The following is a 14,626-nucleotide window of genomic DNA, read 5'->3' on the forward strand; positions in this document are numbered from 1 at the left end:
CAATGTCCTTCTGAACGGCGTTTATCAGTGTACAGCGAAAATCAGAACTGCATCAGTTCCGCTTCTTTTTCTGCCAGCGCCGCATCAATTTTCTTGATGGCCGCGTCGGTCATTTTCTGAATGTCGTCCTGAGAACGACGATCGTCGTCTTCGCTGATCTCTTTTTCTTTCAGCAGGGCTTTCACTTTATCGTTCGCATCGCGACGCACGTTACGTACGGAAACACGCCCCTGCTCAGCTTCACCACGAACTACTTTGATCAGGTCTTTACGACGCTCTTCCGTCAGCGGAGGCAGTGGAACGCGAATATCCGCGCCGGCTGAGCTTGGGTTCAGACCCAGGTCAGATGCCATGATCGCTTTTTCAACGGCCGGGCTCATTGAGCGGTCGAACACGTTGATTTTCAGGGTACGGGTATCTTCTACCGTCACGCTCGCCAGCTGACGCAGAGGCGTTGGCGTACCGTAATATTCTACGATGATGCCATCCAGCAGGCTTGGGGAAGCACGGCCAGTACGGATTTTGCTGATTTGGTTTTTGAACGCTTCTACGCATTTTTCCATGCGTACTTCAGCATCTTTTCTGATGTCGTTAATCACGTTACGGATCCTTGAAAACTTGTCTCAGGCAGACTATCCGCCAGCACAGCGCTACAGGTGTGCTAAGTATAGTCGCGTTTAATTCATGACAACGCCAAAGGCGCGCCCAGGTAAGATACCACGTCGAAATAAAGCGGAATCTTACCTGTATTTATCGCCGACGGAAATTATTCCGTGATCAAAGTGCCTTCTTTTTCGCCCATAACAACGCGACGCAGCGCGCCAGGCTTGTTCATGTTGAAGACACGGATCGGTAGTTTGTGGTCACGAGCCAGCGTAAAGGCGGCAAGATCCATCACTTTCAGCTCTTTTTCCAGCACTTCGCTGTAGGTCAGCTGATCGTACATGGTCGCTGAAGGATCTTTTGCCGGGTCGGCAGTAAACACGCCATCTACTTTGGTCGCTTTCAGCACCACATCGGCTTCGATTTCGATACCGCGCAGGCAGGCTGCGGAATCGGTGGTAAAGAACGGGTTACCCGTACCGGCGGAGAGGATCACCACGCGGTTGTTGCGCAGCAGGCTGATGGCCTCTGCCCAGCTGTAGTTATCGCATACGCCATTCAAAGGAATAGCGGACATCAGGCGAGCGTTCACATAGGCGCGATGAAGCGCGTCACGCATCGCCAGGCCATTCATCACGGTTGCCAGCATACCCATGTGGTCGCCCACTACGCGGTTCATCCCCGCTTTCGCCAGACCAGCACCACGGAAAAGGTTGCCACCGCCAATGACCACGCCAACCTGAATACCCAGTTCGACCAGTTCTTTGATTTCCTGTGCCATGCGATCAAGGATGCTTGCGTCAATACCGAAGCCTTCCGATCCTTGCAGCGCTTCGCCACTCAGCTTAAGCAGAATGCGTTTGTACACGGGTTTTGCATTGGTAGCCATGTTTCTTTCCTGAGACTGTCAACGATTAAGATGGGGTTAATTCTGGCGACATGATATGTCGCAAATCAGCACAGCGATACTGGAGCCTGTCTGATTTCGTGAGACGGGTGACAAAAAGAAGCCGCCCTCAGGCGGCTCCTTTTCAATCATTAAGACTGCTTGGACATTGCAGCAACTTCTGCTGCGAAGTCAGTCTCAACTTTCTCGATGCCTTCGCCCACTTCGAAGCGGATGAAGCCAGTTACATCAGCGTTGTGCTCTTTCAGCAGCTGAGCAACAGACTTGCTTGGATCCATTACGAAAGGCTGGCCAGTCAGAGAAACTTCGCCGGTGAATTTCTTCATGCGGCCTTCAACCATTTTCTCTGCGATTTCTTTTGGCTTACCAGACTGCATCGCGATGTCCAGCTGAACCTGGTACTCTTTCTCTACCACTTCAGCAGACACGTCTTCTGGCTTAACGAATTCTGGTTTGCTTGCAGCGATGTGCATTGCCAGCTGTTTAACCAGCTCTTCGTCAGCGCCTTTAGCCGCAACCAGAACACCGATACGCGCGCCGTGCTGGTAAGAGCCCAGAACATCGCCTTCCAGGGAAGAAACGCGACGGATGTTGATGTTCTCACCGATTTTAGCAACCAGCGCTACACGCTCTTCTTCGAACTGTGCTTTCAGAACTTCAACGTCAGTGATTTTGCCTGCAACCGCTGCGTCCAGAACTTTGTTAGCAAATGCCTGGAAACCAGCATCTTTAGCAACGAAGTCAGTCTGGCAGTTAACTTCCAGAATGATGCCGTAGTTGCCGTCGATTTTGGTGATGATCACGCCGTCAGCAGCAACGTTGCCTGCTTTCTTAGCTGCTTTGATCGCACCGGATTTACGCATGTTTTCGATTGCCAGCTCGATGTCGCCGTTCGCTTCGGTCAGCGCTTTTTTGCAATCCATCATGCCTGCGCCAGTACGCTCACGCAGCTCTTTTACCAGGGATGCGGTAATTTCAGCCATTCTTAAATCCTCGGGAGATGTGAACTGCCCGGCCGGGAGCCAAACAGTATAAATTGAAAAAAGGGGCCGATAATGGGCCCCTATTCATACACGGTACTAATAAGGGGTAAAACCTTATTATTCAGCTTCTACGAAGCTTTCTTCCGCCTGAGAAGCCAGATCCTGGGAACGGCCTTCACGAACGGTAGCAGCTACAGCGCTCAGGTACAGGCTAACAGCACGGATTGCGTCGTCGTTACCCGGGATAACGAAGTCAACACCGTCCGGATCGGAGTTGGTATCAACGATAGCGAATACCGGGATACCCAGGTTGTTAGCTTCTTTGATTGCGATGTGCTCGTGGTCTGCATCGATTACGAACAGCGCGTCTGGCAGGCCGCCCATATCTTTGATACCGCCCAGGCTGTTTTCCAGCTTGTCCAGTTCACGAGTACGCATCAGCGCTTCTTTCTTAGTCAGCTTATCGAAAGTACCGTCCTGAGACTGGGTTTCCAGATCTTTCAGGCGCTTGATGGACTGACGAACAGTTTTCCAGTTGGTCAGCATGCCGCCCAACCAGCGATGGTTCACGAAGAACTGGTCGCAGCTGTTAGCAGCATCTTTCACAGCTTCGCTTGCAGCGCGCTTAGTACCAACGAACAGAATCTTACCTTTACGGGAAGAGATCTTGTTCAGCTCAGCCAGGGCTTCGTTGAACATTGGTACAGTCTTCTCAAGGTTGATGATGTGAACTTTGTTACGTGCGCCGAAGATGAAAGGCTTCATTTTCGGGTTCCAGTAACGGGTCTGGTGACCGAAGTGAACACCAGCCTTGAGCATGTCGCGCATGGAAACAGTTGCCATGTTTAAAACCTCTATATTGAAAGTTGGGGTTATGCCTCCACGTATCCCATATTACCGACCCCGAAGGGCACCCCGGAATATGTGCCGATACGTGTGTGTTGTTACACAAAGTGAGATTTGTCGCTCCCGTCCAGCCTGTGTATCTGAGATGGATCGGAAGTCCGGCGCGCTTTATATCACAAAACACGGCCAGAAACCAATAATTGTTGGCGGAGTGTGCTGTTAATGATTCTCAATTTGGCACGGGGTGCGCCTGACTGATACCATTGACAACACTTACACTAGTATTGTCGAAAAAATCGACACCGATGGACAGATTACATGGCTATCTCTATTAAGACACCTGAAGAAATTGAAAAGATGCGCGTCGCCGGTCGTCTGGCCGCGGACGTGCTGGAAATGATCGAGCCGTTTGTGAAACCGGGCGTCAGCACTGGCGAACTGGATCGCATCTGTAACGACTATATCGTCAACGAGCAGCACGCGGTCTCCGCCTGCCTTGGCTATCACGGTTTCCCGAAATCCGTCTGCATCTCTATTAATGAAGTGGTTTGCCACGGCATTCCGGATGACGAGAAGCTGCTGAAAGATGGCGACATCGTCAACATCGACGTGACCGTGATTAAAGACGAGTACCACGGCGACACTTCTAAGATGTTCATCGTTGGCAAGCCAACGATTCTGGGCGAGCGTCTGTGCAAAGTGACGCAAGAGAGCCTCTACCTGGCGCTGAAAATGGTGAAGCCGGGCATCCGCCTGCGCACCATCGGCGCCGCAATCCAGAAATTTGTGGAAGCGGAAGGTTTCTCCGTGGTGCGCGAATATTGCGGTCACGGTATTGGTCGTGTGTTCCATGAAGAACCGCAGGTTCTGCACTACGATGCAGACGACGGCGGCGTAGTGCTGCAAAAGGGCATGACCTTCACTATCGAACCAATGGTCAACGCGGGTGATTACCGCATCCGTACCATGAAAGATGGCTGGACGGTAAAAACCAAAGACAGAAGCTTGTCTGCCCAGTACGAGCATACTATTGTGGTTACAGACAACGGCTGCGAAATTATGACGTTGCGCAAGGATGACACCATCCCGGCGATACTGACGAACATTGAGTGATAAGAAGCCGGCGAATGCCGGCTTTTTTAATGGCGATAGCTTTTTCTTATGGGTGGCGCACGATGAGTAATCTCTTACCCGAACAGTATGCTAATACAGCACTTCCCACCCTCCCCGACCAGCCTGATAACCCGGGCGTCTGGCCACCGCATGAGCTGACCTGCGCGCATATCAAAGCCCACATGGAGGTTTTCCATCGCTGGCTGGGTAACGCATTTGACGTAGGCATTTCGGCCGAACAGCTCATTGAAGCGCGCACCGAATTTATCGACCAGCTCCTGCAACGTCTGTGGATCGACTACGGTTTCGGACAGGTGAGCGACGTCGCGCTGGTTGCGGTCGGCGGCTATGGCCGGGGTGAACTGCATCCACTCTCTGATATCGACCTGCTGATCTTAAGCCGTAAAAAACTGCCGGACGATCGGGCGCAGAAAATCGGTGAACTGTTGACCCTGCTCTGGGACGTAAAGCTGGAAGTGGGCCACAGCGTACGCACGCTGGAAGAGTGTCTGCTGGAAGGGTTATCTGACCTGACCGTCGCCACCAACCTGATTGAAACCCGCCTGCTGATTGGCGACGTTGCGCTGTTCCTCGAACTGCAAAAGCACATCTTTAGCGACGGCTTCTGGCCTTCGGAAAAATTCTTCGCCGCGAAAGTCGAAGAACAAAACCAGCGCCACCAGCGTTATCACGGTACCAGCTATAATCTCGAACCGGATATTAAAAGCAGCCCCGGTGGCCTGCGCGATATCCACACGCTGCAATGGGTCGCCCGTCGACATTTTGGAGCAACATCACTGGACGAAATGGTCGGGTTTGGTTTTCTGACCGAAGCCGAACGTAACGAACTCAATGAGTGTCTGCATCTGCTGTGGCGCATCCGTTTTGCCCTGCACCTGGAAGTCACCCGCTACGATAACCGCCTGCTGTTTGACCGACAGCTCAGTGTGGCGCAGCGCCTGAATTACCAGGGCGAGGGCAACGAGCCGGTCGAGCAAATGATGAAGGATTTCTTCCGCGTCACCCGCCGCGTCTCTGAGCTAAACCAGATGCTGTTACAGCTGTTCGATGAGGCGATCCTCGCGCTGACGGCAGACGAAAAACCGCGTCCGATTGATGACGAATTTCAGCTGCGCGGCACGCTTATCGATCTGCGCGACGAAACGTTGTTCATTCGCGAACCGGAAGCGATCCTGCGAATGTTCTACACCATGGTGCGCAACAGCACGATCACCGGGATCTACTCCACCACCCTGCGTCATCTGCGCCATGCACGACGCCATCTGAAGCAGCCGCTGTGTTACATCCCGGAGGCGCGCTCGCTGTTCCTGAGCATGCTTCGTCATCCGGGCGCCGTCAGCCGCGGTCTGCTGCCGATGCACCGTCACAGCGTATTGTGGGCCTATATGCCCCAGTGGTCGCATATTGTCGGGCAGATGCAGTTCGACCTGTTTCACGCCTATACGGTAGATGAGCACACGATCCGCGTCATGCTGAAGCTGGAAAGCTTCGCTAAAGAAGAGACGCGATCCCGCCATCCGCTGTGCGTTGATCTGTGGCCACGTCTGGCGCACCCGGAGCTGATCCTGATCGCCGCCCTGTTCCATGATATCGCCAAAGGTCGCGGCGGCGACCACTCCGTGCTCGGTGCCCAGGACGTGCTGAAATTTGCCGAGCTGCACGGCCTGAACTCGCGTGAAACGCAGCTTATCGCCTGGCTGGTTCGCCATCATCTGCTGATGTCAGTTACCGCTCAGCGTCGTGATATTCAGGATCCGGAAGTGATCAAGCAGTTCGCCGAGGAAGTGCAAACGGAGAACCGCCTGCGCTACCTGGTCTGCCTGACGGTAGCCGATATCTGCGCCACCAACGAAACCCTGTGGAACAGCTGGAAGCAGAGCCTGCTGCGCGAACTCTACTTCGCCACCGAAAAACAGCTGCGTCGCGGGATGCAGAACACCCCTGACATGCGCGAGCGTGTGCGCCACCATCAGTTGCAGGCGCTGGCCCTGCTGCGCATGGATAACATCAACGAAGAGGCACTGCATCAGATTTGGGCGCGCTGTCGCGCCAACTACTTTGTGCGCCACAGCCCAAACCAGCTTGCCTGGCACGCCCGGCATCTGCTGAAGCACGACCTGACAAAACCGATGATTCTGCTCAGCCCGCAGGCCACGCGCGGCGGGACGGAAATTTTCATCTGGAGCCCGGACCGGCCTTATTTGTTTGCAGCGGTCTGTGCCGAGCTGGACAGGCGTAACCTGAGCGTGCACGACGCGCAGATTTTTACCACCCGCGACGGCATGGCGATGGACACCTTTATTGTGCTGGAGCCGGACGGCAGCCCGCTGTCGTCGGACAGGCATGAGGGGATACGCTTTGGCCTCGAGCAGGCGATTACGCAGCGCAGCTGGCAACCTCCGCAGCCGCGTCGTCAGGCGGCAAAACTGCGCCACTTTACCGTCGATACCGAGGTCAATTTCCTGCCGACCCATACCGACCGTAAATCGTTCCTTGAGCTGATTGCGCTCGACCAGCCAGGGCTGCTCGCCCGCGTCGGTCAGGTTTTTGCCGATCTGGGAATTTCGCTTCACGGCGCCCGAATTACAACCATTGGCGAACGAGTAGAAGATTTATTTATAATCGCGACGGCCGACCGGCGTGCCCTTAATAATGACCTGCAACTTGAAGTGCAACAACGGTTGACAGCAGCCCTCAATCCAAACGATAAAGGGTGACGTGTTTTTTAGTGAAATGGAAAGAGTAAACAATGCAGCAGTTACAGAACGTTATTGAGTCCGCTTTTGAGCGTCGCGCCGACATCACTCCGGCAAATGTGGATACCGTGACCCGTGAAGCGGTAAACCAGGTTATTTCCCTGCTGGATTCCGGCGCGCTGCGCGTGGCAGAAAAAATCGACGGTCAGTGGGTTACTCATCAATGGCTGAAGAAAGCTGTGCTGCTCTCTTTCCGCATCAACGATAACCAGGTTATCGACGGAGCAGAAAGCCGCTACTTCGATAAAGTGCCAATGAAATTTGCGGATTACGACGAAGCGCGCTTCCAGAAAGAGGGCTTCCGCGTAGTACCACCGGCGGCCGTTCGTCAGGGTGCCTTCATCGCACGCAACACCGTGCTGATGCCATCCTACGTGAACATCGGCGCCTACGTTGACGAAGGCACCATGGTGGACACCTGGGCTACCGTCGGCTCCTGCGCGCAGATTGGTAAAAACGTTCACCTGTCCGGCGGTGTGGGCATCGGTGGCGTTCTTGAGCCACTTCAGGCTAACCCAACCATCATCGAAGACAACTGCTTCATCGGCGCACGTTCCGAAGTGGTTGAAGGCGTGATCGTCGAAGAAGGTTCTGTGATCTCCATGGGCGTTTATATTGGCCAGAGCACCCGTATTTACGATCGCGAAACCGGTGAAATTCACTACGGCCGCGTTCCAGCCGGTTCCGTTGTGGTTTCCGGCAACCTGCCGTCTAAAGATGGCAAATACAGCCTGTATTGCGCGGTCATCGTGAAAAAAGTGGACGCGAAAACGCGCGGTAAAGTGGGCATCAATGAACTGCTGCGCACCATCGATTAATCGGGTATAACAAAAAGCGGGGGCAACCCCGCTTTTTTTATATCCGAAGGTGGCGAAAATAGATTTTTTCGTTAATTATTCATAGGTTATGTTGAGATCAAGGGTACCGCTATGTACGATAATCTGAAAAGTCTGGGCATTACCAATCCTGATGAAATTGATCGTTATAGTCTCCGCCAGGAAGCCAATAACGATATTTTGAAAATCTATTTTCACAAGGACAAAGGAGAGTTCTTCGCCAAAAGCGTGAAGTTTAAATACCCTCGCCAGCGTAAGACCGTTGTCGCTGACGGTATCGGTCAGGGATATAAAGAAGTACAGGAAATCAGCCCTAACCTGCGCTACGTGATCGACGAACTCGATCAAATCTGCCAGCGCGATCGCAGCGAAGTCGATCTGAAACGTAAGATCCTTGACGACCTGCGTCACCTGGAAAGCGTAGTCACCAATAAGATCAGCGAGATTGAAGCGGATCTTGAGAAATTGACGCGTAACAAATGAGCCGTTTTATTGCCCGGTGGCGCTTCGCTTACCGGGCCTACGAACACATGTAGGCCGGGTAAGGCGAAGCCGCCGCCCGGCAAACAGCATCATCTCTGTTCATCCAGCTGCAACGCCACATACAGCAGTAGCCGGTCGTCAAAATTCCCTAAATCCAGCCCCGTCAGTTCCGAGATCCGGTTTAGCCGATACTCCAGCGTATTACGGTGAATAAACAGCGCTTTTGACGTTGCCAGCGGCTGCACGTTATGCCGGAACCACGCCTGCAACGTGCGGCGCAGCAGCCCGTTGTTGTCCATTGCTTTCAGACGCACCAGCGGACGCGCCAGCTCGTTGGCCTGCCAGCCGCCGCGCAAGCTGTCGAGCAGGACCGGCAGCATCAGATCCTGATAGAAATAACTGCGGCTCTCCGGCATGCGCTGTTTCCCTACCATCATGGTGGTGCGCGCCGTTCGCCATGAACGGGCAATACTTCCCGGCCCGGTAAAGTAATTTCCCAGCGCGACGCGAAAACGGAGCTGTCCGTTCTCCTTCATGCGCTCTATGAGCAGCTCAACGCGGCGACGATGATCTTCCGCGTCCCAGCGACCAAACTGATTAAGCGCAGGCTTGAGCACCACCATTTCCGTCAAAGAGACAATCGCCACCAGGTTGTTACGCTCCGGCGTCGCCAGCATGTTTTGCAGCTGCTGTAGCTCCACCATGGCGCTGTCCACACCAAGCTGGCCGCTATCCACCTCAATAACGGCGACTACGCGCGGCTGATTCAGGTCGATACCCAGACGCTGCGCCCATTCGCTCAGGGCAGGCGTGTGCTCCTCCGCCTGAATCAAATTCATCACCAGCTCTTCACGCAAGCGGCTGTCCTGGGCGAGCAGATGCATCAGACGCGACTGCTCCAGCATCATCTCCGCCGTCATGCAGACCAGCTCGCCGTATTTACGCAGCGATTCAGGATCGCCGGTCAGACCGATAACGCCAACAATCTCTCCTTCCAGACGCAGCGGCAGGTTGATCCCCTGACGGACCCCGTGCAGATGTTTCGCCACGGCGTCATCGATGTCGACCACGCGCCCCTGAGAGAGCACCAGCAACGCCCCTTCGTGCAATTCCCCAATACGCTCACGATCGCCGCTGCCGATAATGCGCCCACGGGCATCCATTACGTTGATATTGGTATCGATGATGCGCATGGTTCGCGCCACGATATCCTGCGCCATTTTGGTATCAAGATGCCAGCCAGCCATATAACCCTCCCGTGAGCAGAGCTCAAGAATAGGGAAGTTCAGCTAAGGCTGCATTGTGCAGATGCACAAAGGCAGAGAGAGATGTATGGAGTTGTGGGAAAGGTCACAGAAAAGAGAAAGCCCCTGCGAACAGGGGCTTAAGAAGATTACTGCATCAGGAGATAAATAGAGGTATCACCACGCTGAATATTCAGTGCCAGCACGGACGGCTTGCTGTCGAGAATTTTGCGCAGTTCAGCGATGTTTTTCACCGGCTGCTGGTTAGCGCCCATGATCACATCACCTTTTTTCAGGCCGATACGGGCAGCAGGTGAGTTCGCTTTCACGTTGTTCACCACCACGCCTTTATCTGCCCCTTTGTTGCTCATCTCGGCACCTTCAATACCGCTGAAGATGGTGCTGGAATCCACCTGATTCTGACTGCTCTGTTGCAGTTCCAGGCTCACGTTAACCGGCTTACCTTCACGCAGCAGGCCGAGGGTCACTTTACTGCCGATTGGCATAGAACCCACTTCCGCACGCAGGGCGGCAAAGCTGCTGATCGGCTTACCGTTTAGAGAGGTGATCACGTCACCCGCTTTAATGCCGGCTTTCGCCGCCGAAGAGTTCGGCATGACCTGGCTTACGAATGCGCCGCGCTGAGCGTCCACTTTCATCGCTTTCGCCAGCTCGGAGTTCAGTTCGGTACCCATGATCCCCAGCTCACCGCGTTTCACCTGTCCATATTGCACCATCTGCGCAGTCAGGTTTTTCACCATGTTGCTCGGGATAGCAAAGCCGATACCGATGTTGCCACCGTCCGGTGCCAGGATAGCGGTGTTGATACCGATCAGCTCACCGTTCAGGTTAACCAGCGCACCGCCGGAGTTACCACGGTTAATGGCCGCATCCGTCTGAATGAAGTTTTCATAGTTTTCCGCATTCAGGCCGCTACGTCCCAGCGCAGAGACGATACCCGAGGTCACGGTTTCGCCCAGACCAAATGGGTTACCGATGGCGACGGTGTAGTCACCCACGCGCAGCGCGTCAGAGTCGGCAAGCTTAATCGCCGTCAGGTTCTTCGGATCCTGAATCTGAATCAGCGCGATATCAGAGCGCGGATCTTTACCGACCACTTTGGCATCGAATTTACGGCCATCGCTCATCTGCACCTTAATGGTGTTAGCATTATCTACCACGTGGTTATTGGTCACCACGTAGCCTTTCGCTGCATCAATAATGACGCCCGAGCCGAGTGCCATGAATTTCTGCTGCTGGCCGCCGCCCTGACCGTCATCCCCTGCGCCGCCGCCCTGACAGAACGGAGAACTCTGGAATGGCGAGCCGTCCTGGCAGAATGGCGAATTATCGCCGAAGAACTGCTGGAAATTACGCGGCATACGCGGCGTATTGACGGTCGTGCTGCCCTCAACGTTAATACTCACCACCGATGGCATCACTTTTTCGAGCATTGGGGCCAGGCTTGGCATCTGCTGCGCAGTCGCGGCCGAGGAAGCTGTCTCGGCCGCCATCGCCAGAGGGGACAGCGCTAAACCTAAACTCAGAGCCAGTGCACTCATTGCTAATGTGGTTTTTTTCATGTTTCTCAATCTCGATTTACCAGATAACGCAAAATTGCTGTGTAACTCAGATTCGTTTTATACCGCTTAGTTCCGGGATTAAGTTTATGGAAAAAGTAAAAATTTATTGGTCGTCTTTACAAAACTCATGGCTTATTCAACGGCCATAAGCTTGCGGTATTCATCCCAGGCATACAAATCTGTCATCCCGCTGATATAGTCCTGGATAAGGCGACAGCGATAATAATATTCCATGACTGGCCATTGGGAAGAATGGCGATCTATTTTACTGACGGCTTCAATGTATGCCAGCCGGTGGCGGGTTGAAAGCTTCTGATAGAGACGAGATTCAATCGGCAGGCGGCGAACACGTTCATTATTTGCCAGCTCGCTAAACTCATCGACCGTCAGCTGGAGCAGCGGGCCATAAATCTCCAGCAACCCGCTGATAACCCGGTATCCTTGCAGCTCCAGCTGCTCGACATCCGGGTGGCTGAAAACATGGCGAACAGCCACGTTTTTATATAATTCAAGAAGCTGACTAAAACTGCTCTCATCTTCCAGCAGGGCGTGATTAAATTCCCCGCTAAATATCATCGGCAAATTATCAATGAAACGGGCGGCCGCATACGGCACCAGTTTATTCAGCGTGTTCACCCGCAAATACATAAAGAACTGATCTTCGGTACTGCGGCTCAGCGAATTTGAACGCGATTTATCCCAGGCATTCTCGACGACCTGCGCAAACAGAGAACCTTTTTCATGCTCTCCCCAGGCATCATGAAGATGCTGATACAGCTCCTCGACGCTGAATATTCTTTTTTCCACCGCGTCTTCCAGATCGGCCACGCAATAAGAAATGTCATCAGCCGCTTCCATAATCCATGTCAATGGAAAACGGCCATTAGGGGTCAGAGACAGTTCTTTACGCAACCGCGCGATGTATGCTTCTTCCGATAAGTAATAGCCCGGTTTTTTCATCAGGTAGCTATGCGTGGCGGGCGTTTCTCCGGTCCACCATGCGGGACGCGTGTATTTAAGAATACAGCCCACCTGGGCCCAGGTCAGATTCATCCGCATCAGGGAGTGCACCAGACGGATCCCCTGCGCGTTACCTTCGAAATGACACAGATCCTGGCGCACCTTACGGCGCAGATCGTTCAGGCTATCTTCGCCTTCACGCAGGCATAAATCGCGTACCACACAGCGGTCATCGCTGAGCGGCTGGCTTATGGCGTCAGAGGGAAAAAGCCGCTGTTTAAACCAGTCATTGATGGCGGCCTCGCCGAAATGACCAAAGGGAGGATTGCCGATATCGTGCATCAGGCAGGCCATCTCAACGATGCTTTCGAACGGCCCGGTCAGTTCATCCAGTCCGTAGGTTTCCAGCAGACGTTGCTCTTTAAGGCGACTGAGGATCTCTTTCGCAATGTAGCGCCCCACCTGCTGCACTTCCATGGAGTGCGTTAACCGCGTACGCACCGCGGCGTTACGCTCCAGCGGGAACACCTGGGTTTTTTGCTGTAACCGACGGATGGCGGGCGAGTTGATGATGCGTCCGCGATCGCTTTCGAAAATGCGCAGGATCTCATGCTCGCTCTTATCGCCCTGTGGCGAACGGAAACGTCGGTGCCAGTTAATTTTGGTGCGAAAATCGATTGGTGCCATGTGCTCCCCCGCGTGAGAATGCGTTTCCCCTTAACCGCATGATAGACTATGCATCTTAACAAGGCACATCGCGAGTAAATCTATGAAAATCGGCATTATTGGTGCAATGGAAGAAGAAGTTACGCTGCTGCGTGACAAAATTGAGAACCGTCAGACCCTCTCCCTCGGTGGCTGTGAGATCTACACCGGCCAGTTGAACGGTGTTGACGTGGCTCTGCTGAAATCAGGCATCGGTAAAGTTGCAGCGGCACTGGGCGCGACCCTGCTGCTTGAGCGCTGCAAGCCTGACGTTATCATTAATACGGGTTCTGCGGGCGGTCTGGCGCCGACGCTGAAAGTGGGCGATATCGTGGTTTCCGACGAAGCGCGTTATCACGATGCAGATGTCACCGCATTCGGCTACGAATATGGTCAGCTTCCGGGCTGCCCGGCCGGGTTTAAAGCGGATGATAAGCTGATTGCCGCCGCTGAAAGCTGCATTAATGAGCTGAACCTCAATGCGGTGCGTGGCCTGATCGTCAGCGGCGATGCCTTTATCAACGGCTCTGTCGGTCTGGCGAAAATCCGTCATAACTTCCCGCAGGCTGTGGCCGTTGAGATGGAAGCCACGGCCATCGCGCACGTATGCCATAACTTCAGCGTGCCGTTCGTGGTCGTTCGCGCGATCTCTGACGTGGCGGACCAGCAGTCCCACATCAGCTTCGACGAATTCCTGGCCGTTGCGGCCAAACAGTCCACCGTGATGGTGGAAACCCTGGTGCAGAAACTGGCGCGTGGGTAAGGTGTCATTCAGGGCGCTGGCCGCCCTGCTTCTGCTCGCTCCGGCCTGGCTCATCGCCGCGCCGCGGGTGATCACTCTCTCCCCTGCCAATACGGAACTGGCGTTTGCCGCCGGGATCACGCCCGTTGCGGTGAGCAGCTTTTCCGATTATCCACCGCAGGCCGCCCATATCGAACAGGTTGCCACCTGGCAGGGAATGAACCTGGAACGCATCGTGGCGCTGAAGCCCGATCTGGTCCTCGCCTGGCGCGGCGGTAATGCCGAACGGCAGGTGAACCAGCTCTCTTCGCTGGGAATAACGGTAAAATGGGTGGACGCGGTGAGCATCGAACAGGTGGCGCAAACCCTCCGTGACCTCGCGCCTTTCAGCCCTACCCCCCAACGCGCCGGGCAGGCTGCACAGCAGATGCTCAACGACTATGCCGCGCTAAAAGCCCGATACGGCACGCAACCGAAACAACGCGTTTTTCTGCAATTTGGCAGCCAGCCGCTGTTCACTACCGGGAAAGGCTCGATCCAGAACCAGGTGCTTGAAACCTGTGGAGGTGAAAATATCTTTGCCGAAAGCCGGGTTCCCTGGCCCCAGGTCAGTCGTGAACAGGTTCTTGCGCGACAACCGCAGGCCATTGTGGTGGTCGGAAATGCGAGCGAGATTCCTAAAATAGAACAATTCTGGCATCGGCAGCTTAAAATTCCGGTTATCGCACTTAACAGCGACTGGTTTGAACGCGCCAGCCCGCGTATTATCCTCGCCGCAAAACAACTCTGCGCCGAACTGGCAGAGAGTCACTCAAACAGATAAATATACCCCCTTCGAGGATTT

The 14,626-nt window shown here is 54.1% G+C and carries 13 protein-coding genes; 6 read left to right on the forward strand and 7 right to left on the reverse strand.

Annotated features, from left to right (window positions below; translation table 11 throughout):
* Positions 1–41: 41 nt before the first annotated feature.
* The 4 genes from frr to rpsB form a co-directional block, all read right to left on the reverse strand.
* Complete coding sequence (gene frr, locus H2Z33_RS03880) at positions 42–599, reverse strand: ribosome recycling factor (RefSeq protein WP_017383739.1); 558 nt, start codon at positions 597–599, stop codon at positions 42–44.
* A gap of 167 nt (positions 600–766) precedes the next feature.
* On the reverse strand, positions 767–1,492 hold the full coding sequence (gene pyrH, locus H2Z33_RS03885) for a UMP kinase (protein WP_002889306.1): 726 nt from the start codon (positions 1,490–1,492) through the stop codon (positions 767–769).
* 149 nt (positions 1,493–1,641) lie between these two features.
* Positions 1,642–2,493 (reverse strand): translation elongation factor Ts, encoded by an 852-nt coding sequence (gene tsf, locus H2Z33_RS03890; protein WP_015572722.1) that lies wholly within the window; start codon positions 2,491–2,493, stop codon positions 1,642–1,644.
* A gap of 117 nt (positions 2,494–2,610) precedes the next feature.
* Entirely contained in the window at positions 2,611–3,336 is a 726-nt protein-coding gene (gene rpsB, locus H2Z33_RS03895; RefSeq protein ID WP_003856207.1) for a 30S ribosomal protein S2, read from the reverse strand.
* A gap of 321 nt (positions 3,337–3,657) precedes the next feature.
* On the opposite strand from rpsB, the gene map reads away from it, so the two are divergent.
* The 4 genes from map (at position 3,658) to H2Z33_RS03915 (ending at position 8,548) form a co-directional block, all read left to right on the forward strand.
* A complete protein-coding gene (gene map, locus H2Z33_RS03900) occupies positions 3,658–4,452 on the forward strand; it encodes a type I methionyl aminopeptidase (RefSeq protein WP_015572721.1) in 795 nt (264 codons plus the stop codon).
* Positions 4,453–4,514: 62 nt separating this feature from the next.
* Complete coding sequence (gene glnD, locus H2Z33_RS03905) at positions 4,515–7,190, forward strand: bifunctional uridylyltransferase/uridylyl-removing protein GlnD (RefSeq protein WP_045344487.1); 2,676 nt, start codon at positions 4,515–4,517, stop codon at positions 7,188–7,190.
* A 32-nt stretch (positions 7,191–7,222) separates the two neighbouring features.
* Entirely contained in the window at positions 7,223–8,047 is an 825-nt protein-coding gene (gene dapD, locus H2Z33_RS03910; RefSeq protein ID WP_003856214.1) for a 2,3,4,5-tetrahydropyridine-2,6-dicarboxylate N-succinyltransferase, read from the forward strand.
* Between the two features lie 111 nt (positions 8,048–8,158).
* Positions 8,159–8,548, forward strand: coding sequence for a DUF3461 family protein (locus tag H2Z33_RS03915; protein ID WP_015572719.1), 390 nt, complete (start codon positions 8,159–8,161; stop codon positions 8,546–8,548).
* Between the two features lie 89 nt (positions 8,549–8,637).
* Here the strand turns inward: H2Z33_RS03915 and H2Z33_RS03920 are convergent, their stop codons facing one another.
* The 3 genes from H2Z33_RS03920 to dgt form a co-directional block, all read right to left on the reverse strand.
* Positions 8,638–9,795, reverse strand: coding sequence for a CdaR family transcriptional regulator (locus H2Z33_RS03920; protein ID WP_003856217.1), 1,158 nt, complete (start codon positions 9,793–9,795; stop codon positions 8,638–8,640).
* 146 nt (positions 9,796–9,941) lie between these two features.
* A complete protein-coding gene (degP, locus tag H2Z33_RS03925) occupies positions 9,942–11,375 on the reverse strand; it encodes a serine endoprotease DegP (RefSeq protein WP_015572718.1) in 1,434 nt (477 codons plus the stop codon).
* 132 nt (positions 11,376–11,507) lie between these two features.
* The gene (gene dgt, locus H2Z33_RS03930) at positions 11,508–13,022 is read right to left on the reverse strand and encodes a dGTPase (protein ID WP_015572717.1); all 1,515 of its coding nucleotides are present in this window, start codon (positions 13,020–13,022) and stop codon (positions 11,508–11,510) included.
* Positions 13,023–13,104: 82 nt separating this feature from the next.
* Here dgt and mtnN point away from each other — a divergent pair, with 82 nt between their 5' ends.
* Complete coding sequence (mtnN, locus tag H2Z33_RS03935) at positions 13,105–13,803, forward strand: 5'-methylthioadenosine/S-adenosylhomocysteine nucleosidase (protein WP_003856223.1); 699 nt, start codon at positions 13,105–13,107, stop codon at positions 13,801–13,803.
* Positions 13,796–14,605, forward strand: coding sequence for a vitamin B12 ABC transporter substrate-binding protein BtuF (btuF, locus tag H2Z33_RS03940; RefSeq protein WP_033486483.1), 810 nt, complete (start codon positions 13,796–13,798; stop codon positions 14,603–14,605). Before mtnN ends, btuF begins: the two co-directional genes overlap by 8 nt.
* Positions 14,606–14,626 lie beyond the last annotated feature (21 nt).

This window comes from Enterobacter sp. YSU, from assembly GCF_016082135.1.
GTDB lineage: Bacteria > Pseudomonadota > Gammaproteobacteria > Enterobacterales > Enterobacteriaceae > Enterobacter > Enterobacter hormaechei_C.